The sequence below is a fragment of the Streptomyces sp. WAC05374 genome, from assembly GCF_004353505.1.
Lineage (GTDB): Bacteria > Actinomycetota > Actinomycetes > Streptomycetales > Streptomycetaceae > Streptomyces.
In genome coordinates, this window is sequence record NZ_SMNQ01000015.1 from 124908 (window position 1) to 142880 (window position 17973).

The 17973-nt window shown below is 72.2% G+C and carries 19 protein-coding genes; 14 read left to right on the plus strand and 5 right to left on the minus strand.

Features of this window, described 5'->3' with window-relative positions:
• Positions 1 to 240: 240 nt before the first annotated feature.
• Entirely contained in the window at positions 241 to 1554 is a 1314-nt protein-coding gene (locus tag E2B92_RS24970; protein WP_126887349.1) for a sensor histidine kinase, read from the minus strand.
• 191 nt (positions 1555 to 1745) lie between these two features.
• Positions 1746 to 2888 (minus strand): sensor histidine kinase, encoded by a 1143-nt coding sequence (locus E2B92_RS24975; RefSeq protein ID WP_133087695.1) that lies wholly within the window; start codon positions 2886 to 2888, stop codon positions 1746 to 1748.
• Between the two features lie 181 nt (positions 2889 to 3069).
• On the opposite strand from E2B92_RS24975, the gene E2B92_RS24980 reads away from it, so the two are divergent.
• From E2B92_RS24980 to E2B92_RS25040, 13 genes are all read left to right on the plus strand, one after another.
• The gene (locus E2B92_RS24980) at positions 3070 to 3480 is read left to right on the plus strand and encodes an NADH-quinone oxidoreductase subunit A (RefSeq protein ID WP_126887348.1); all 411 of its coding nucleotides are present in this window, start codon (positions 3070 to 3072) and stop codon (positions 3478 to 3480) included.
• Positions 3471 to 4049 (plus strand): NADH-quinone oxidoreductase subunit B, encoded by a 579-nt coding sequence (locus E2B92_RS24985; RefSeq protein WP_126887347.1) that lies wholly within the window; start codon positions 3471 to 3473, stop codon positions 4047 to 4049. The genes E2B92_RS24980 and E2B92_RS24985 overlap by 10 nt, the downstream gene beginning before the upstream one ends.
• Positions 4046 to 5341 carry an NADH-quinone oxidoreductase subunit C gene (locus E2B92_RS24990; RefSeq protein ID WP_133087696.1) on the plus strand — a complete coding sequence of 432 codons (1296 nt, stop codon included), beginning with the start codon at positions 4046 to 4048 and terminating at the stop codon, positions 5339 to 5341. Before E2B92_RS24985 ends, E2B92_RS24990 begins: the two co-directional genes overlap by 4 nt.
• Complete coding sequence (locus E2B92_RS24995) at positions 5338 to 6306, plus strand: complex I subunit 1/NuoH family protein (protein ID WP_126889570.1); 969 nt, start codon at positions 5338 to 5340, stop codon at positions 6304 to 6306. The genes E2B92_RS24990 and E2B92_RS24995 overlap by 4 nt, the downstream gene beginning before the upstream one ends.
• Positions 6306 to 7028, plus strand: coding sequence for a NuoI/complex I 23 kDa subunit family protein (locus E2B92_RS25000; RefSeq protein ID WP_133087697.1), 723 nt, complete (start codon positions 6306 to 6308; stop codon positions 7026 to 7028). The genes E2B92_RS24995 and E2B92_RS25000 overlap by 1 nt, the downstream gene beginning before the upstream one ends.
• Complete coding sequence (locus E2B92_RS25005; protein WP_126885153.1) at positions 7025 to 7576, plus strand: NADH-quinone oxidoreductase subunit J family protein; 552 nt, start codon at positions 7025 to 7027, stop codon at positions 7574 to 7576. The genes E2B92_RS25000 and E2B92_RS25005 overlap by 4 nt, the downstream gene beginning before the upstream one ends.
• A complete protein-coding gene (nuoK, locus tag E2B92_RS25010) occupies positions 7576 to 7953 on the plus strand; it encodes an NADH-quinone oxidoreductase subunit NuoK (protein WP_126885154.1) in 378 nt (125 codons plus the stop codon). The genes E2B92_RS25005 and nuoK overlap by 1 nt, the downstream gene beginning before the upstream one ends.
• Positions 7950 to 9941, plus strand: coding sequence for an NADH-quinone oxidoreductase subunit 5 family protein (locus E2B92_RS25015; protein WP_126885155.1), 1992 nt, complete (start codon positions 7950 to 7952; stop codon positions 9939 to 9941). Before nuoK ends, E2B92_RS25015 begins: the two co-directional genes overlap by 4 nt.
• A 3-nt stretch (positions 9942 to 9944) precedes the next feature.
• Entirely contained in the window at positions 9945 to 11522 is a 1578-nt protein-coding gene (locus E2B92_RS25020) for an NADH-quinone oxidoreductase subunit M (protein WP_126885156.1), read from the plus strand.
• Positions 11519 to 13033, plus strand: a complete 1515-nt coding sequence (locus tag E2B92_RS25025; RefSeq protein ID WP_126885157.1) for an NADH-quinone oxidoreductase subunit N — start codon at positions 11519 to 11521, stop codon at positions 13031 to 13033. Before E2B92_RS25020 ends, E2B92_RS25025 begins: the two co-directional genes overlap by 4 nt.
• Before the next feature lie 36 nt (positions 13034 to 13069).
• On the plus strand, positions 13070 to 13525 hold the full coding sequence (gene mscL, locus E2B92_RS25030) for a large conductance mechanosensitive channel protein MscL (protein WP_126885158.1): 456 nt from the start codon (positions 13070 to 13072) through the stop codon (positions 13523 to 13525).
• A gap of 146 nt (positions 13526 to 13671) precedes the next feature.
• Positions 13672 to 14535, plus strand: a complete 864-nt coding sequence (gene htpX, locus E2B92_RS25035; protein WP_126885159.1) for a zinc metalloprotease HtpX — start codon at positions 13672 to 13674, stop codon at positions 14533 to 14535.
• A complete protein-coding gene (locus E2B92_RS25040; RefSeq protein ID WP_126885160.1) occupies positions 14532 to 14924 on the plus strand; it encodes a YccF domain-containing protein in 393 nt (130 codons plus the stop codon). The genes htpX and E2B92_RS25040 overlap by 4 nt, the downstream gene beginning before the upstream one ends.
• 168 nt (positions 14925 to 15092) lie before the next feature.
• Here the strand turns inward: E2B92_RS25040 and E2B92_RS25045 are convergent, their stop codons facing one another.
• The gene (locus E2B92_RS25045) at positions 15093 to 16307 is read right to left on the minus strand and encodes an APC family permease (protein WP_126885161.1); all 1215 of its coding nucleotides are present in this window, start codon (positions 16305 to 16307) and stop codon (positions 15093 to 15095) included.
• Between the two features lie 86 nt (positions 16308 to 16393).
• Here E2B92_RS25045 and E2B92_RS25050 point away from each other — a divergent pair, with 86 nt between their 5' ends.
• On the plus strand, positions 16394 to 16663 hold the full coding sequence (locus E2B92_RS25050) for a GlsB/YeaQ/YmgE family stress response membrane protein (RefSeq protein WP_126885162.1): 270 nt from the start codon (positions 16394 to 16396) through the stop codon (positions 16661 to 16663).
• 9 nt (positions 16664 to 16672) lie between these two features.
• Here the strand turns inward: E2B92_RS25050 and E2B92_RS25055 are convergent, their stop codons facing one another.
• Together E2B92_RS25055 and E2B92_RS25060 are read right to left on the minus strand one after the other, a co-directional pair.
• Positions 16673 to 17338 (minus strand): alpha-ketoglutarate-dependent dioxygenase AlkB family protein, encoded by a 666-nt coding sequence (locus E2B92_RS25055; protein ID WP_126885163.1) that lies wholly within the window; start codon positions 17336 to 17338, stop codon positions 16673 to 16675.
• On the minus strand, positions 17335 to 17832 hold the full coding sequence (locus E2B92_RS25060) for a methylated-DNA--[protein]-cysteine S-methyltransferase (protein ID WP_126885164.1): 498 nt from the start codon (positions 17830 to 17832) through the stop codon (positions 17335 to 17337). The genes E2B92_RS25055 and E2B92_RS25060 overlap by 4 nt, the downstream gene beginning before the upstream one ends.
• Positions 17833 to 17973 lie beyond the last annotated feature (141 nt).

The following is a 17973-nucleotide window of genomic DNA, read 5'->3' on the forward strand; positions in this document are numbered from 1 at the left end:
TGTCCTCCACCACGAACCGCATCCCCCATGAATTGATGTGCACCACGCGATTCCCGCGTCTGCGGTCCAGCATCCCAGCATCCGGACGACGGCGGGTCGGCCTGTGGATAACGCGCCGATCGGCCGTCACCGGCCGGGGCCGGGAGTCCGGACGGGTGGGGTGAGGGGGGTGGGTGCGTACAAGGGGAGTGCGGTGGGCGGCCCAGCCGGGGTGCGTCCGGCCGGCGGCAGCGCTCGGGGTCAGCCCCGCCAGGGCAGCTCGGCGGTTATCGCCGTCGGCCCGCCCTCCGGTGAGTGCACGGCGAGGATGCCGTCCACCGCGTCCAGCCGCTCGGTCAGCCCGGCCAGGCCGCTGCCCCCGGTGATGTCCGCGCCGCCCCGGCCGTCGTCCGTCACCTGCAGCATCAGCCTGTCGTCCACTCGCCATACGTCGACCGTGGCACGGCTGGCTCGGGAGTGCCTCGAAACGTTCTGGAGCAGCTCCGAGACGGTGAAGTAGGCGATGCCCTCGATCGCCGGTGCCGGCCGCGTCGGCAGATCCACCTCCACCCTGACGGGGACGGTGCAGCGGGAGGCGACGGCGGACAGGGCCGCGTCCAGTCCCCGGTCGGTGAGGACGGCGGGGTGGATGCCGCGGGCGAGGTCGCGGAGCTCCTGGAGGGCGAGCTTCACCTCGCCGTGTGCCTCGTCGACCATGGCGGCGGCCCCTTCGGGGTCCTCCAGCAGCTTCTCCTTCGCCAGCCCTAGATCCATGGCGAGGGCGACCAGGCGGGCCTGGGCGCCGTCGTGGAGGTCCCGCTCGATCCGGCGCAGGTCGGCCGCGGCCGTGTCGACGACCACCCCCCGGTCCGACTCCAGCTCCGAGACGCGGCTCGCCAGCCGGGAGGGGCTCAGCAGACCGATCACCAGCAGCCGGTCGACCGTCGCCAGCGCCCGGATCACCCACGGCGTGACCAGCACGAGGAGCAGGCCGATCAGGCTGGTGGCGGCCATCTCCGCCGGCGTGTCCAGGTAGAAGTTGTGCGTGCCGTCCCCATAGAGCTGGAGCCCGTCCACGCCCGCGTACACCGGGAAGACCCACCGCCACAGCGGATACGTGAGCAGTCCCCAGCCGTACGTCCAGAAGACCACCGCGACGGTGAAGGCGAAGATCGCCCACGGCATGTGCACCACCGAGTAGAGGAAGTGCCGCCAGGACTCCCCGCTCTTGAGGACGCCGCCCACCCAGCCCATCAGCCCGCCGCCGGACCTGTCGCGCACCGGCGCCGGATCCGCCACGTCGAGCCCCAGCAGGCCGCGCGCCCGCACGCGCTCCATGGTGCCGAACGCGCGGCACAGGGCGAGGGCCGCGGCGAGCACCGGAATGCCCAGGAAGGTCACGACCAGCCCGGCGCCCAGCGACACCATGGTGATCGACAGACTGAAGTAGAGGACGCTCAGCGGCAGCCCGATCAGCAGGTAGCCGAACTCGCGCCAGGTGCGGGCCTCGAAGGGCGCCCGCAGTGCGGCGGGAAGGCGGTGGTGCCGGGTTTCCGGTCCATAAGCCAGGGCCATCGGTGGTCCGTCCGTTTCTCGTCGTCTTCTCGTGGTCACCGGGGTGCGGCCCGTTCGGTGCGGCGGACGCGGCACGTGGGCGCCATGCCTTGGACCCCGTACATCAAGACTGCTGGTCCGGGCGGCCGCGCACCATGAGGCTCGTATCCGTCTTGGAAGGGGGGTTATCCCTACCTGGGCTGCTCAGGCCCCTACCGGGCGGGGGCCGGGGCGCGGTGGCGCCAGGGCAGTTCGGCGGTCACCGTCGTCGGTCCGCCGGCCGGTGACTCCAGGACGAACAGGCCGTCCACCGCTCCCAGCCGCTCGGCCAGGCCGGCCATGCCCGTGCCCCGGTCGAGCCGGGCACCCCCGCACCCGTCGTCGGAGACCTGGATCAGCATCCGGTCGCCCGCCCGCCACACCTCCACCGCCGCGCTGCGCGCCCGGGAGTGCTTGGAGACGTTCTGAAGCAGCTCCGAGACGGTGAAGTAGGCGATGCCCTCGATCGCCTCCGCCGGCCGCTCCGCCAGATCGACGGTCACCGTGACGGGCACGGTGCAGCGGGAGGCGACGGCGGACAGGGCCGCGTCCAGTCCCCGGTCGGTGAGGACGGCGGGGTGGATGCCGCGGGCGAGGTCGCGGAGCTCCTGGAGGGCGAGCTTCACCTCGCCGTGTGCCTCGTCGACCATGGCGGCCGCAGCCTGGGGGTCCTCCAGGAGCTTCTCCTTCGCCAGGCCGAGCCCCATGGCGAGGGCGACCAGGCGGGCCTGGGCGCCGTCGTGGAGGTCCCGCTCGATGCGGCGCAGGTCGGCCGCGGCCGTGTCGACGACCACCCCCCGGTCCGACTCCAGCTCGGCGATCCGCCGCTCCAGCTCGTCGGACGGCGACAGCAGGCCGCGCACCATCGCGCGGTCGGCGTTGGCCAGCCCCCGGATCAGGTACGGCAGCACCGGCCACAGGATGATCAGGCCCACCAGCGTCACGGTGAACGTCAGCACGCCCCATGGCAGCCGTATGAACCCGTACAGCAGCGTCCGCCACGCCACCGGGTCACGCAGCACCGCCCACAACCAGGGGAGGAGACCGTCCCGCGGCGTCTGCGGCAGCGGGCTCGGCTCGTCGACGGTCATGCCGAGCAGCAGCCTCGCCCGCGCCCGCTCCGCCCTGCCCAGCAGCCGTGCGCCGACCAGGCCGGCCGCCAGCAGCGGCAGGCCGACCACGGTCACCGACAGCCCCGCACCGACGGACACCATGAACACGACGTAAACAAAGCCGATCAGGGCAATCGGAAAGTTGGCCAGCAAGTGGCCTATTTCCTTCCAGACGAGCCGGTCGAATGCGATGCGTGCGGTCATACGGCACAGCCTGCCGGGCCCGACCGGCGCCCGCCATGGGGTTCGTAGGTGCAGGAGAAGTAGGGATAACCCCACCTGAAGTGCGGCACGGCTGATTACCGGCGCTAAGCCAGGGCCTAGACTCCCGTGCGTACAGATCGCATAAACATCGCCGCGAGGGCAGGGAGCGAGGGACACGGACGTGCTGGAACCGACCGTACGGACCGCACCGACCGTACTCGCCGTCGACTATTTCCAGAGCTATTCGGTCGTCGGCCTGCTCGCCGTGATCGGCGTGCTGTTCGTCGCGGTCGCCTTCGCGGCCGGGCGGCTGCTGCGGCCCGTGGTGCCGACGCCGGAGAAGCTGCTGACGTACGAATGCGGCGTCGACCCGGTCGGCGAGGGCTGGGCCCACACCCAGGTCCGCTACTACGTCTACGCTTTTCTGTACGTCATCTTCGCGGTGGACTCGATCTTCCTCTTCCCGTGGGCGACCGTCTTCGCCGCACCCGGCTACGGCGCCACGACGCTGGTCGAGATGTTCATCTTCCTCGGCTTCCTGGCCGTAGGACTGCTCTACGCGTACAAGAAGGGCGTCCTGACATGGACGTGACCCCTGTCGATCTTCCCGAGCCGAAGAGGCTCGGAGCCCTCGCCCGGCTCGCTCCCGAGCCGATGAAGGTGGTCCTGAACTGGGGCCGCCGCTACAGCCTGTGGGTCTTCAACTTCGGACTCGCCTGCTGCGCGATCGAGTTCATCGCCGCGTCGATGGCCCGCCACGACTTCATCCGGCTCGGCGTGATCCCGTTCGCGCCGGGCCCGCGCCAGGCCGACCTCATGGTCGTGTCCGGCACGGTCACGGACAAGATGGCGCCCGCCGTCAAGCGGCTGTACGAGCAGATGCCCGAACCCAAGTACGTCATCTCCTTCGGTGCCTGCTCCAACTGCGGCGGCCCGTACTGGGACTCGTACTCCGTGACCAAGGGCGTCGACCAGATCATCCCCGTCGACGTGTACGTACCCGGCTGCCCTCCCCGCCCCGAAGCGCTGCTCCAGGGCATCCTCAAGCTCCAGGAGAAGATCGCCCGGGAGTCGCTCGGAGAGCGGTACGGCCACGGACGCGCGTCGTCGGTCGGCCAGCTCCGCAGCGGCCTGGTGCCGCCTCCGGGAGGTACGGAGTGAACGCGTACGACCGGCTCCCCGAAGCCGTCACCGAGATCTTCGGTGAGGGCGCGACGGCCGACCAGGCGTACGACCTGCTCACGGTCGACGTCCCCGCCGAGTCCTGGATCACCGCGCTGGAGACCGCCCGGGACGCCCTGGGCTGCACCTACTTCGACTGGCTGAGCGCCGTCGACGAACCCGGCACCGGCTTCCGGGTCTGCGCCCACGTCGCCGCGCTGGACGGCGGGCGCGTGCGGCGGCTCCTGCTGCGCACGACCGTGCCGCACGACGCCCCCGTCCTGCCGAGCGCCGTCGGCGTCTACGCGGGCGCGGGCTGGCACGAGCGCGAGACGTTCGAGATGTTCGGCGTCCGCTTCGAGGACCACCCGAACCTGGTCCACCTCCTGCTCCCGGAGAACTTCGAGGGCAACCCGCTGCGCAAGGACTTCGTCCTGGCCGCCCGCGTGGCCAAGGCGTGGCCGGGTGCCAAGGAGCCGGGGGAGTCCGAGCACGGCGGGCCCAAGCGGCGCCAGATGCTGCCGCCGGGCGTCCCCGACCCGAACGACTGGGGCCCCCTCAAGGGCCAGTTGCCGCCCGCCCCTGCCCGCCCGGCCCGCGCCGCGCGGCCCGCCGGGGACCGCCCGGTCCGCCGCACCCGCACCGCGGGCGAGGGCTCGGCGAGCCAGGCGGCAACGGAAGCGGCGGCAGCGGCGGAGGCACCGGCGGCACCGCAGCGCCGTACGCGCAGCGCCTCCGAGGGCTCGGCGAGCCAGGCGGCCGCCCCGTCCGCCACCCCGGCGGGCCCCCGCCGCACCCGCACCGCGAGCGCGGGCTCGGCGAGCCAGCGCGCGGAGCCCGTGACGGAGACGTCTCCGGCACCGCCGCCCCGCACCCGCAGCACGGACGCCCCCTGGAACAACCCGCGCCCGGCCTTCGACGACGCCGCCACCCCGGCCCCGGAGCCCAAGGCGGCGCCCGAGGCGGAGACCGCGCCGGCCCCGGAGACGGCACCGGGGGCGGCCCCGGAGCCCAAGGCCGTACCGGAACCGGAGGCGACGCCCGAACCGCCCAAGGCCGCGCCGGCCCCGGAGCCCAAGGCCGTACCGGGACCGGAGGCGACGCCCGAACCGCCCAAGGCCGTACCGGGACCGGAGGCTGCGCCCGAGCCGCCCAAGGCCGTACCGGAAGCGGCCGCGGACGCGGACGCGGCTGCCGCGCCCGAAGGGGCGGGGTCCCGGGACGAGGGTGAGGCACCCGGCGCCGGGGGCGACGACAGCGAACCACGACGCAAGAACGAAGGAGACGCGTGAACGACGTACTCGACGTCGCCTTCCGGCTGCTCGTCGTCTTCGCCGTATTTCTGGTCCTGCCGCTGGTGATCGGTCAGACCGAGCACAAGGTCATGGCCCACATGCAGGGCCGCCTCGGCCCCATGTACGCCGGCGGATTCCACGGCTGGGCGCAGCTCGTCGCCGACGGCGTGAAGTTCGCGCAGAAGGAGGACGTGGTGCCGGCCAACGCCGACCGCCGCATCTTCCAGCTCGCCCCCGCCGTCGCGCTCCTCCCGTACCTCCTCGTGCTGGTCGCCATCCCGATCGGCCCCGGCGAAGGAGCCGTCGGCGAGGTCGTCGACGCGGGCATCTTCTTCGTGCTCGCCGTCATGGGTGTCGGCGTGCTCGGCTCGCTGATGGCGGGCTGGGCGTCGGCCAACAAGTTCTCCCTGCTCGGCGGTCTGCGCACCGCCGCCCAGTTGCTCGCGTACGAGCTGCCGATGCTGCTCGCCGCCGCCTCCGTGGCGATGGCGGCCGGCACGGTCTCCCTCCCCGGCATCGTCGACGCCTTCGAGTGGTGGTGGCTGCCCTGGCAGATCGTCGGCGCCCTCGTCTTCTTCGTCGCGGGTCTCGCCGAACTCCAGCGGCCGCCGTTCGACATGCCGGTCGCCGACTCCGAGATCATCTTCGGCGCGTACACCGAGTACACCGGCTTGCGTTTCGCCCTGTTCCTGCTTGCCGAGTACGCCGGCATCGTCGTCCTGTGCGGTCTGACCACCGTCCTCTTCCTCGGCGGCTGGCACGGGCCGTTCGGCGCCGAGGGCCTCGGCTGGGTCTGGACCCTGCTCAAGACGGCCGTGCTCGCCTTCATCGTGATCTGGCTGCGCGTGAGCTACCCGCGGCTGCGCGAGGACCAGTTGCAGAAGCTCGCCTGGACCACGCTCGTCCCGCTCGCCCTCGCCCAGATCGCCCTCACCGGCATCGTCAAGGTGGTGATCCAGTAATGGCCCCGATTCCCGGATCCGGCCTCGCCAAGGGCCTGGCCGTCACCCTGCGCACGATGACGAAGAAGAGCCACACCGCGCAGTACCCCGACGCCCAGCCCGAGCTCCCGCCCCGCACCCGTGGGGTGATCGGACTGTTCGAGGAGAACTGCACGGTCTGCATGCTCTGCGCCCGCGAGTGCCCGGACTGGTGCATCTACATCGACTCCCACAAGGAGACGATCCCCGCCGCCACCCCCGGTGGCCGCGAGCGCAGCCGGAACGTCCTCGACCGGTTCGCCATCGACTTCGCCCTGTGCATGTACTGCGGTATCTGCATCGAGGTCTGTCCTTTCGACGCGCTGTTCTGGTCGCCCGAGTTCGAGTACGCGGAGACGGACATCCACGACCTCACCCACGAGCGGGACAAGCTCCGTGAGTGGATGTGGACGGTTCCCGAGCCGCCCGCCCTCGACCCCGGTGCGGAGGAGCCGAAGGAGATCGCCGCAGCGCGCAAGGCAGCGGAGAAGCTGGCCGCCGCCCAGGCCGCGGCCGCCGCCGAGCCCGACGGGCCCACCGCCCCGGCCACCCCTGCGGCCACGGGCACCGCGGCCACCCCTGCGGCCACGGGCACCCCGGACACCGCCCCCGGCACCCCGGCCACCCCGGACACCGCCCCGGGCACCCCGGGCACCCCGGCCACGGACCAGCCGCAGCGCCGGGACGAGGGAGGGACCGCGTGACGCTCGCCGCCACCCACGGCTTCCTGTCGCCCACCGGCGTCGAGATCGCCTTCCTCCTCGTCGGCGTCGTCACGCTCGGCGCCGCCGTCATAACGGTCACCACCAGGCAGCTCGTGCACGCCGCCCTGTGGCTCGTCGTGGCGCTCGGCGGACTGGCCGTCGAGTACCTGCTCCTCACGGCGGAGTTCATCGCCTGGGTCCAGGTGCTGATCTACGTCGGTTCCGTCGTCGTCCTCCTCCTCTTCGGTCTGATGCTCACCAAGGCACCCATCGGCCGCTCGCCCGACGCCGACTCGGGCAACCGCCCGGCCGCCCTGGCGGTCGCCGTCGCCGCCGCGGCCGCCCTGATCTGGGTGGTCGTGGACGCGTTCCGCGCCACCTGGATCGACCTCGACGGACCCGCGCAGGGCTCCACCAAGGTGTCGGGCGCGATCCTGTTCCGGCACTGGGTGCTGCCCTTCGAAGCGCTCTCCGTCCTCCTCCTGGCCGCGCTCGTCGGCGCGATCGTCCTGTCCCGCCGCGACCGTGAGCGGGAGGGTGGCAACTGATGCACCTCGCCTATCCGGCGGTCCTCGCCGTCCTGCTGTTCTGCACCGGTCTGTACGGGGTGCTCGCCCGCCGCAACGCGATCCTGGTCCTGATGTCCGTCGAGCTGATGCTCAACGCCGTCAACCTCAACCTGGTCGCGTTCGACGTCTGGCTCCGCGACACCCTGCACGCCGGCCAGGCGCTGACCCTCTTCACCATCGCCATCGCCGCCGCCGAGATCGGCATCGGCCTGGCGATCGTCCTGATGGTCTACCGCAACCGCGGCACCTCGGACATCGACAAGCTCCGTGACAACGCCGAGACCGCGGGCGCCGACGAACCCGTGGGCGCCGACGGGCCGGCGGGCCCCGACGAGAAGGCAGAGGCCACCGCGTGACCACCACGACCCTCGCCGTCCTCGTCCCCGTCCTCCCCTTCCTCGGCGCCGCCGCCGGACTGCTGCTGGGCCGCACCGCTCCCGGGTTCGTGCGTCCCCTGGCCGTCCTGCCGACGCTCGCCGCGCTCGTGCTCGCCGTCCTCGTCGCCGTACGCCAGGGCGGCGGCAGGGCCGTCGACGCGGCCACCCAGCTCACTCCGACCGGCTCGGTGCCGATCGAGCTCGCCCTGCACCTGGACGGCTTCGCCGTCCTGACCGCCGTCCTCGTGGGCCTGGTCGCCACCTGCGTGCAGCTCTACTCGACCGGCTACCTCCGCGACGACCCGCGCTACCCCTCGTACGCCGCGCTCGTCTCCCTGTTCACCTCCGCGATGCTGCTCGTCGTCTACTCCGGCGACCTGATGGTGCTGCTGGTCGGCTGGGAGATCATGGGCATCTGCTCGTACTTCCTCGTCGGCCACTACTGGGAGACGCCCGAGGCGCGGGCCGCCTCCCTCAAGGCGTTCCTGGTCACCAAGCTGGGTGACGTCCCCTTCCTGATCGGTCTGTTCGCGCTGGCCGCCGACGCCGGCACGTTCCGGATCACCGGCATCCTCGGTGCGGTCACCGCCGGAGGCATCGACCACCCCACCCTGGTGGCGCTGCTCCTGCTCGCGGGCGTCGCCGGCAAGTCCGCCCAGTTCCCGCTGCACACCTGGCTCCCGGACGCCATGGCCGGCCCGACGCCGGTGTCCGCGCTGATCCACGCCGCGACCATGGTCGCCGCCGGTGTGTACTTCGTGGCCCGGCTCCTCCCCGTCTTCGCGGCCTCCGCCGCCGCCATGACCGTGCTCGCCGTGATGGCCGCGGTCACGATGGTCGGCTCCGGGCTCGCCGCCCTCGCCCAGGACGACATCAAGCGCGTCCTCGCCTACTCGACCATCGGCCAGCTCGGCTACATGTCGGGCGCCCTGGCCGTCGGTGACCGTGGCGCGGCCGTCTTCCACCTCCTGTCGCACGGCGCCTTCAAGGCGCTGCTGTTCCTGGCCGCCGGCGTGATCATCCACGCCGCCGGAACGAACTCGCTGGCCGCCATGTCCCGGATGCGGGGCCTCACCTCCCGCATCCCCGACGCCTACTGGACGATGACGGTCGCCCTGCTCGCGCTGGCCGCGATCCCGCCGTTCGCCGGCTTCTTCTCCAAGGAAGCCGTCCTCGTGGCCGCCGAGCACACCGCGCTCGGCGACCGGGCGGTCGCACCCGCCGGAGCGGGCTGGATCGTCCTCGTCTCGGGTCTCCTCACCGCCCTCCTCACCGCCGCCTACGCGACGCGCCTGTGGCTGCTGGCCTTCCGCGGCCGGGGCGCCGAGGCTCCCGAACACGGCCGGCAGCCGATCGCCATGAACGCCGTCCTGTGGGTGCTCGCCGTCCCCTCCCTCGCCTTCGGCCTGACCGTCGGCGTCATCGGCGACTGGTTCGACGGGTACGCGCTGACACCGACCGTGACCACCGCGGTCCTCAGCACCGGCATCGCCCTCGTCGGCGGGCTCGTCACCTACGGCGCCTGGCGGCACACCACCGCCGTCGCCGCACGCCACCCGCTCGGCGCGGTCGCCGCCCACCCCGAGGCCGAACCCGCCGTCTCGGAGGCCGAGGCGATCGCCACGCACACCCCCGCCTACGGCGACATCGCCTCAGCCCCGGACCCCGCCGACCCCGGACGCCTGCTGCTCGGCCCGCTGCACCGCCACGCCGCCGCCGGCTTCCACGTCGACGCCGTCTACTCCGCCGCCTTCGTGCGCCCCGTCCGGGCGGCGGCACGACTGGTCAGCTTCCTGGACCGCGAGGTCGTCGAGACCTACGTCCGCGGTGCGGGCAACGGCACGAACCTGCTGGGACAAGCCGTCCGGCGCGCCCAGACGGGCAACGTGCAGACCTACCTCAGCGCCCTGCTCGCCGGCTCCGTCGTCCTGGCGATCGCCGCCGTCCTCGTCGCCGCCGGAGCGTGAGCCGTGATCGATATCAGCGAATCCGTGATGCAGTTCCTTCTCGCGTTCATCGTCGTCGGCCCGCTCATCGGCGCCGCGGCGGCCCTCCTCCCGGCCCCGCCCGGACTGAAGGGGAAGTCCCCCGACCAAGCCGTGCTGCGCCACGGGGTGACCGTGACCGGAGCGATCCTCGCCGCCGCGGTCGTCCTCACGCTCGGCTTCGACCACGACCAGTCGTCGAGGATGCAGGCCACCACGGACATCGCCTGGATCCCGGCACTCGACGTGCGGATCCACCTCGGCGTCGACGGCATTTCCCTCCCCCTCCTGGTCCTGACCGCGCTGCTGACCTTCCTCTGCGCGCTCTACAGCTACTTCCGCATGCCCGCGGGCCCGTCCCCCCGGGCGTTCGTCGCCCTGCTGCTCGTCCTCGAGTCCGGCACGCTGGCGACCTTCGCCGTCCTCGACCTGCTGCTGTTCTTCCTGGCCTTCGAGATGGTGCTCATCCCGATGTACTTCCTCATCGCCCGCTGGGGCGGCGAGGAGCGCCAGCAGGCCGCCTGGCGGTTCATCCTGTACACGCTGCTCGGTTCGGTCGTCATGCTGCTCGGCCTGCTGCTCGTCGGGCTGAAGGCCGGCACGTTCGACATGGTGGCACTCGCCACTGACAACGGCCGTGACATCACCACATCCGTGCAGGTCATCGCCGTTCTGGCGATCGGGATCGGCCTCGCGGTGAAGACTCCGATGTGGCCGCTGCACAGTTGGCTGCCGGACGCCCACACCGCCGCACCGACCGTCGGCTCGGTGCTCCTCGCCGGCGTCCTGCTGAAGATGGGTACGTACGGATTCGTCCGGATCGCCCTGCCGATCACCCCCGACGGCATGCACGTCCTCGCGCCCTACCTCGCCGCGTTCGCGGCCGCCGGCATCATCTACGGATCGCTCGCCTGCCTCTCCCTCGCCCGCACCGGCGCGAAGGGCGACCTCAAGCGCCTGATCGCCTACTCTTCCGTGGGCCACATGGGCTTCGTCCTGCTGGGCATCGCGACCATGACGCCCACCGGCGTCAACGGCGCGCTCTTCGCGAACATCGCCCACGGCCTCATCACCGGCCTGCTGTTCTTCCTGGTCGGCGCCATCAAGGACCGGTACGGCACGGCCGACCTCGACACCCTCGCCGGGGCCACCGGCGCCGCGCTCTACGGCCGCGCACCCCGCCTCGGCGGCCTCCTCGCCTTCGCCGCCGTCGCCTCGCTCGGACTGCCGGGCCTCGCCGGCTTCTGGGGCGAGATGCTCGCGCTGTTCGGTGCGTTCCAGCCGGCCGAGGGCCTCAGCCGCCCCGCGTTCCTCACCTTCATGGCCGCCGGCGCGTTCGGCACCCTGCTCACCGCCGCGTACCTCCTCGTCGTCGTCCGGCGCGTGTGCATGGGCACCCCTCCGGCCGCCGGGCATCCGCCGCTCGACGACGTCCGGGCGTACGAGGTCGTGGCCTGGTCGCCGCTGGCCGTCCTCACCGTCGTCGCCGGCCTCTGGCCCGCTGTCCTCCTCGGCCTGACCGACCCGGCCGTGCAGAAGCTCCTCGCAGGAGGCAAGTCGTGACCCTCGCCGCCACGAGCGCTCCGAGCGCGGGCGACCTCGTCCAGTCCGTCGACTGGGCCGCCATCGCGCCGCCGACCATCGCCGCCGTGGTCGCCCTGGTCGTCCTCGTCGCCGACCTGTTCGTGCCGAAGGAACGCAAGCAGCTCCTCGGCTGGGGCGCGATCGCCGGCCTCGTCGCCTCGATCATCACGCTCGTACCGCTGCGCAAGGGCGACCGGACCACCTTCTGCCTGACCACCGACCCCGACGCGTGCAGCTACACCGCCGACCACTTCACGCTGGTCATCCAGTTCCTGGTGCTGGGCGGAGCGCTCCTGACGGCCCTGCTGTCGCTCCACGACACCAAGGAGAGGCTCCCCGCCGGAGAATTCTGGTTCCTGCTGCTCTCCTCGGCCGCCGGTGCGGCGCTGCTGCCCGCCTCCCGGGACCTGGCGACGCTCGTCGTGGCCCTGGAGGTCGCCTCCCTGCCCGCCTTCGCGCTGGTCGGCCTCAAGCGCGGCGACCGCATGTCCGGCGAGGCGGCGCTGAAGTTCTTCCTCTCCTCCGTCACCGCCACCGCGGTGATGCTGCTCGGCGTCAGCTTCGTGTACGCCTCGACCGGCACCCTCCACCTCACGGAGATCGCCCAGAGCCTGGACGACGTCCCCGCCCGGCTGGAGACCCTCGCCAAGGCGGGCGTCGCGCTCACCCTCGTCGGTTTCGCGTTCAAGACCGCCGCCGCGCCGTTCCACTTCTGGGTGCCCGACACCTACGTCGGGGCGCCCCTGCCCATCGCCGCCTACCTCTCCGTCGTCGGCAAGGCGGTCGGCTTCACCGGCCTGGTCCTGGTGACCGTCGTCGCCTTCCCGACGTACGCGGACGTGTGGGGCCCCGCCCTCGCCGTCCTCGCCGCGCTCACCATGACCGTCGGCAACGTGGCCGCCCTCCGGCAGGCCCCCACGCGCGCGTGGAGCGCGGTACGGCTGCTGGCCTGGTCCTCGGTGGCGCAGGCGGGCTACCTCCTGGTGCCGATCGCGGCCGCCGCCTACTCCGGTGACGACCAGATCGGTGCCACCGTCGCGTACGCCCTGATGTACGCCGTCGTGAACCTCGGCGCCTTCGCCGTGGCCGCGCTGGTCGCCCGCACGTACCCGCTGAACCGGATCTCCGACTATCGCGGCCTGTACACCAGCCGGCCCGGCGCCGCGCTCGTCATGGGCTTCTTCCTGCTGTGCCTGGCCGGCCTGCCGCCGGGCATCATCGGTCTCTTCGCCAAGGTCACGGTCTTCTCGGCGGCCGTCGACGCGGGCCTGGGATGGCTCGCCGTCGTCATGGGCGTCAACGTCGTCATCGCCCTCTACTACTACTTGCAGTGGACCGCGGTGCTGTTCCGCCCCGCCGAGGGCGCCCCCACGAGACAGCCCGCCCCCGCGCCCGTCACCGTGGCCATCGCCGTGACGGCCGTCGCCGGCGTGGTGCTGTCGGGCTACCCCCAGTTGGTGCTGCGCTTCGCCGCCGACAGCCTCTTCTGACCCCCACAGCCCTACGCACTCTCCAGGAGCACGGCCGTGCTGAACGGTTTCAAGGACTTCCTCCTCCGTGGAAACGTCATCTCCATGGCGATCGGCCTGGCCGTCGGCGCGGCCTTCACGGCGGTCGTCACGGCGTTCAGCAACGCCTTCATCACCCCGCTCATCGGCCTGGCGACAGGCACCGTCGGAGACTTCAGCCACTCCTACTTCACGGTCAGGGACGCCAAGTTCCCCTACGGCCTGTTCATCAGCGCCGCCCTGGCGTTCATGATCACCGCGGCGGTGCTCTACTTCTGCGTCGTCCTCCCGATGATGAAGATCCAGACCCGCTTCAAGCGCGACGAGCCCTTCGACATCAAGGCGGCCATGCGCGACTGCCCGCGCTGCTTCACCGAGATCCCCGCCGTCGCCAGCCGCTGCGGGCACTGCACCAGCGAGGTCGAACCGGTGCCCGAGGCCCTCCAGAAGGCCGGGCTGCCCGCGCCGCGCTGAGTCACCCGAACGGCCCACACCCCGCCCCCGGAGCACCGGGGAACCCGCCATGCCCGCGTGGCGTTGACCAGTACGGGAGGGTCCACTGAACAGTGGACCAGCACCAGGCAAAGGGTTCCCCTGCCGCACCACTTGGAGGGCGTACCGTGCACCGCCGGCACAACGGGCTGAAGACCGCCGTACTCCTCGGGGGACTGTCCGCACTCATCATCCTGATCGGCAGCTTCTTCGGCCGTACGGGCCTCGTCGTCGCGCTCCTCGTGGCCCTCGGCACCAACGCGTACGCGTACTGGAACAGCGACAAGCTCGCGCTGCGCGCCATGCGGGCCCGCCCCGTGAGCGAATTCCAGGCGCCGGAGCTGTACCGGATGGTCCGGGAGCTCTCCACCCAGGCCCGCCAGCCGATGCCCCGCCTGTACATCTCGCCGACCCAGGCCCCCAACGCCTTCGCGACCGGCCGCAACCCCCGCAACGCGGCGGTCTGCTGCACCGAGGGCATCCTCCAGATCCTCGACGAGCGCGAGCTGCGCGGGGTCATCGGCCACGAGCTGAGCCACGTCTACAACCGCGACATCCTGATCTCGTCGGTCGCCGGAGCACTCGCCTCGGTGATCATGTTCCTGGTGAACTTCGCCTGGCTGATCCCGGTCGGCCGCTCCGACGACGACGACGGTCCCGGCCTGATCGGCATGCTGTTGACCATGCTGCTCGGCCCGCTCGCCGCGTCCGTGATCCAGTTGGCCATCAGCCGCTCCCGGGAGTACGAGGCGGACGCCTCCGGCGCGCAGCTCACCGGGGACCCACTCGCCCTCGCCAGCGCCCTGCGCAAGCTGGAGGCGGGCACCAAGAGGCTCCCGCTGCCGCCGGAGCCCCGCATCGAGACCGCGAGCCACATGATGATCGCGAACCCGTTCCGCCCCGGCCAGGGGTTCGCCAAGATGTTCTCGACACACCCGCCGATGGCGGAACGCATCGCCCGACTCGAACAGATGGCAGGTCGCCGCCCATGAAAGCAATCCTCAACCTGATATGGCTGATCTTCGGCGGCTTCTGGTTGTTCCTCGGCTACATGGTCGCGGGCCTGCTGCTCTGCATCACCGTCATCGGCATCCCCTTCGGCCTCGCCGCCTTCCGCATCGGCGTCTACGCCCTGTGGCCCTTCGGCCAGACCGTCGTGGACCGCCGTGACGCGGGCGCCGCGTCCTGCATCGGCAACGTGCTGTGGCTGGTCCTCGCCGGCTGGTGGCTGGCGCTCGGACACATCCTCACGGGCATCGCCCTGTGCGTCACGATCATCGGCATCCCGCTGGGCATCGCGAACTTCAAGCTCCTTCCCGTCTCCCTGCTGCCGCTGGGCAAGGAGATCGTCCCCAGCGACCGGCCCTTCGCCACCCGGTGAGTCACCGCCCCGCTTCCGGTCGCCGCGCGGCCGGTTGACCGGTGCCGGGGCCGCCCTCGCGTGATTGTCAGTGGCGTGGTGCACCATGAACACATGACCGACGACCAGCGGGTGCGGACCGGCGGAGCGGGGCGGGACCACGCCCGAATATGACGGGGTACGGCGCCGCTAGCCGCGCCGTACCGCGTACAGCACCGCGCCCGCCGCCAGGACCGCCGTGCCCGCCAGGACCGACGACAGGGGCAGGGCGAAGGCGAGCGCCAGGCAGCCTGCCAGCCCGCCCACCGCGAGGACGCGCCCCGAACCGAGCGTCCACGCCGAGGCGTTGGCGACCGCGTAGTACACCAGCACCCCGAACGACGAGAAGCCGATCGCCCCGCGCACGTCCGCCGTCGCCGCCACCACCGCCACGACCAGCCCCACCGCCAGCTCCGCGTGGTGCGGCACCTGGAAGCGCGGGTGCACGGCGGCGAGGGTGCGCGGCAGGTGACCGTCGCGCGCCATCGCCAGCGTCGTACGGGACACCCCGAGGATCAGCGCCAGCAGCGAACCGAGCGCGGCCACCGCCGCGCCCACGCGCACGACCGGCACCAGCCAGTCCGCACCCCCCGCCCGCGCCGCGTCGGCGAGCGGAGCGGCCGAGCCGGCCAACTCCCGCGCGCCCAGCACCGACAGGACGGAGACCGCCACCGCCGCGTACACGACCAGCACGATCCCCAGCGCCAGCGGCACCGCCCGCGGAATGGTCCGTGCCGGGTCCCGCACCTCCTCGCCCAGCGTGGCGATCCGGGCGTACCCGGCGAACGCGAAGAACAGCAGGCCCGCCGCCTGGAGCACCCCGCCCGCCGACACGTCCGCACCCGGCTCCAGCCGTCCGGCGTCCGCCGCGCCCGACCCGAGACAGGAGACGACCACCGCCGCCAGGACCGCCAGCACCACCGCCACGATGACGCGTGTGACCAGCGCCGACTTCTGAACGCCCCGGTAGTTCACGGCAGTCAGCATCACGACCGCCGCGACCGCCACCGCGTGCGCCTGCTCCGGCCACGCGTACGTGCCGACGGCCAGCGCCATCGCCGCGCACGAGGCGGTCTTGCCGACCACGAACGCCCAGCCCGCCAGGTAACCCCAGAAAGGACCGAGCCGTTCACGCCCGTACACATACGTTCCGCCGGACGCCGGATAGCGGGCGGCCAGCCGCGCCGACGCCATCGCGTTGCAGTACGCCACGGCCCCGGCCAGTGCCAGCCCCAGCAGCAGCCCGCTGCCGGCCGCGCCGGCCGCCGGGCCGAGCGCCACGAAGATGCCGGCGCCGATCATTGATCCGAGTCCGATGACGACCGCGTCGAAGACGCCCAGTGACCGCCGCAGTTCCTGTGTCATGCGCCGCACCCTACTGATCCGCGCAACCACCCTCCGGACCCCGGGCGTCCTCCCGGGCAACACCGCACGAAAGGCAGGTTCACGGCATGGACGTCCTGAGCTGGATCATCCTGGGACTGCTGGCCGGCGTCATAGCCAAGGTCCTCCTCCCGGGCCGGGACCCCGGTGGGCTGGTCGGCACGACGCTCATCGGCATCGCGGGCGCCTTCGTCGGTGGCTGGATCTCGGCACGCTTCCTGGACCGGCCGATCAGCAACCAGTTCTACGACGGGCCGACGTGGCTCGCCGCCATCGGCGGTTCGCTGGTGCTGCTGATCGCCTACCGCATTCTGTTCGGCCACTCGCGTTCGCGCTGAACGCCTGCGCTAGCCGGTCAGGCCCGTCTCCCGCAGCGTGATGTTCAGCCGGCCCGAGCCCAGCCCCACCGCCGCGTCGGCCGTGCCCGCCCGGACCTTCGGCACCCCGTGGTACGCGAAGCGTGACGCGCCGCCGAAGACGAACAGGTCGCCGGACTCCAGCTCCACGTCCGTGTACGGGCGGCCCCGCGTCTCGGTGTTCCCGAACCGGAAGACGCAGGTGTCCCCGATGCTCAGGGACACCACCGGGGCGGAGGACCGCTCCTCCCTGTCCTGGTGCATGCCCATACGGGCCGCCCCGTCATAGAAGTTGATCAGCGCGGTGTCCGGAGCGTACGCCGTCCCGTACGCGTCCCCGTACGCCGCCGTCAGCGCCTCACGCCCCAAGTCCGCCAGCCAGTCTGGGAAAGGAGCCACCCGGGCGCCGTTCACGTCGCCGGCCGTCCGCGTGTACCGGTACGGCTGCCAGTGCCATCCGAGGCACACCGTCCGCACCGACATCACCCCACCGCCCGGCAGCACCGTGTGCCGCATCGGCACCGGACCACGCGCCCACTCCCGGCACGCCCCGACCAGTTCCCGCTGCCGCTCCACCGGCAGCCACCCCGGCACGTGCACCGCGCCGGGGGCGACCTCCGCCCGCTCCCGGCGCACCGGGAACAGCCCCTCGCTCACCGTACGAGCGCGCCTTCCAGCCCCAGCAGCCGCTCCTTGCGCTCCAGCCCGCCCGCGTACCCCCGCAGCGCCCCGTCGGCACCGATCACCCGGTGACACGGCCGCACCACCAGCAGCGGGTTGCGGCCGATCGCGGTCCCCACCGCCCGTACCCCGGCACCCGGCGAACCGACCCGTGCCGCGATCTCCCCGTACGACACGGTGGTGCCGTACGGGATGTCCTCCAGGGCCCGCCACACCCGGCGCTGGAAGTCGGTGCCGGCGTCGGTGTACGCGATCTCGAAGCGCGTGAGCCCGCCCGCGAAGTACTCCCGGAGCTGCTCCGCGACGTCCTCGAACGCCTCCGGCGCGTGCCGCCACCCGTCCCGGACGGTCACGCCGCCCTTCTGCCCCGGCAGGGAGAGCGAGGCGAGAGCGGTCCGGCCGTCCGCGGCCGCCTCACCGACCAGCAGCATCTCGCCCAGCGGGCCGTCGACGTGCGCGTACACCGTCATGATCCGTTCCCTTCCTCGGTCCCCACCCAGTCTGCGTCCGTGCCGCCAGGGAGGCTGGCGGTTTTCGGACACGACGATCCCGGGGCCCCGAGGCCCGGCCGCGCACACAGGGCGGGGGCGGACCGGTCATGCCGTGTCCGC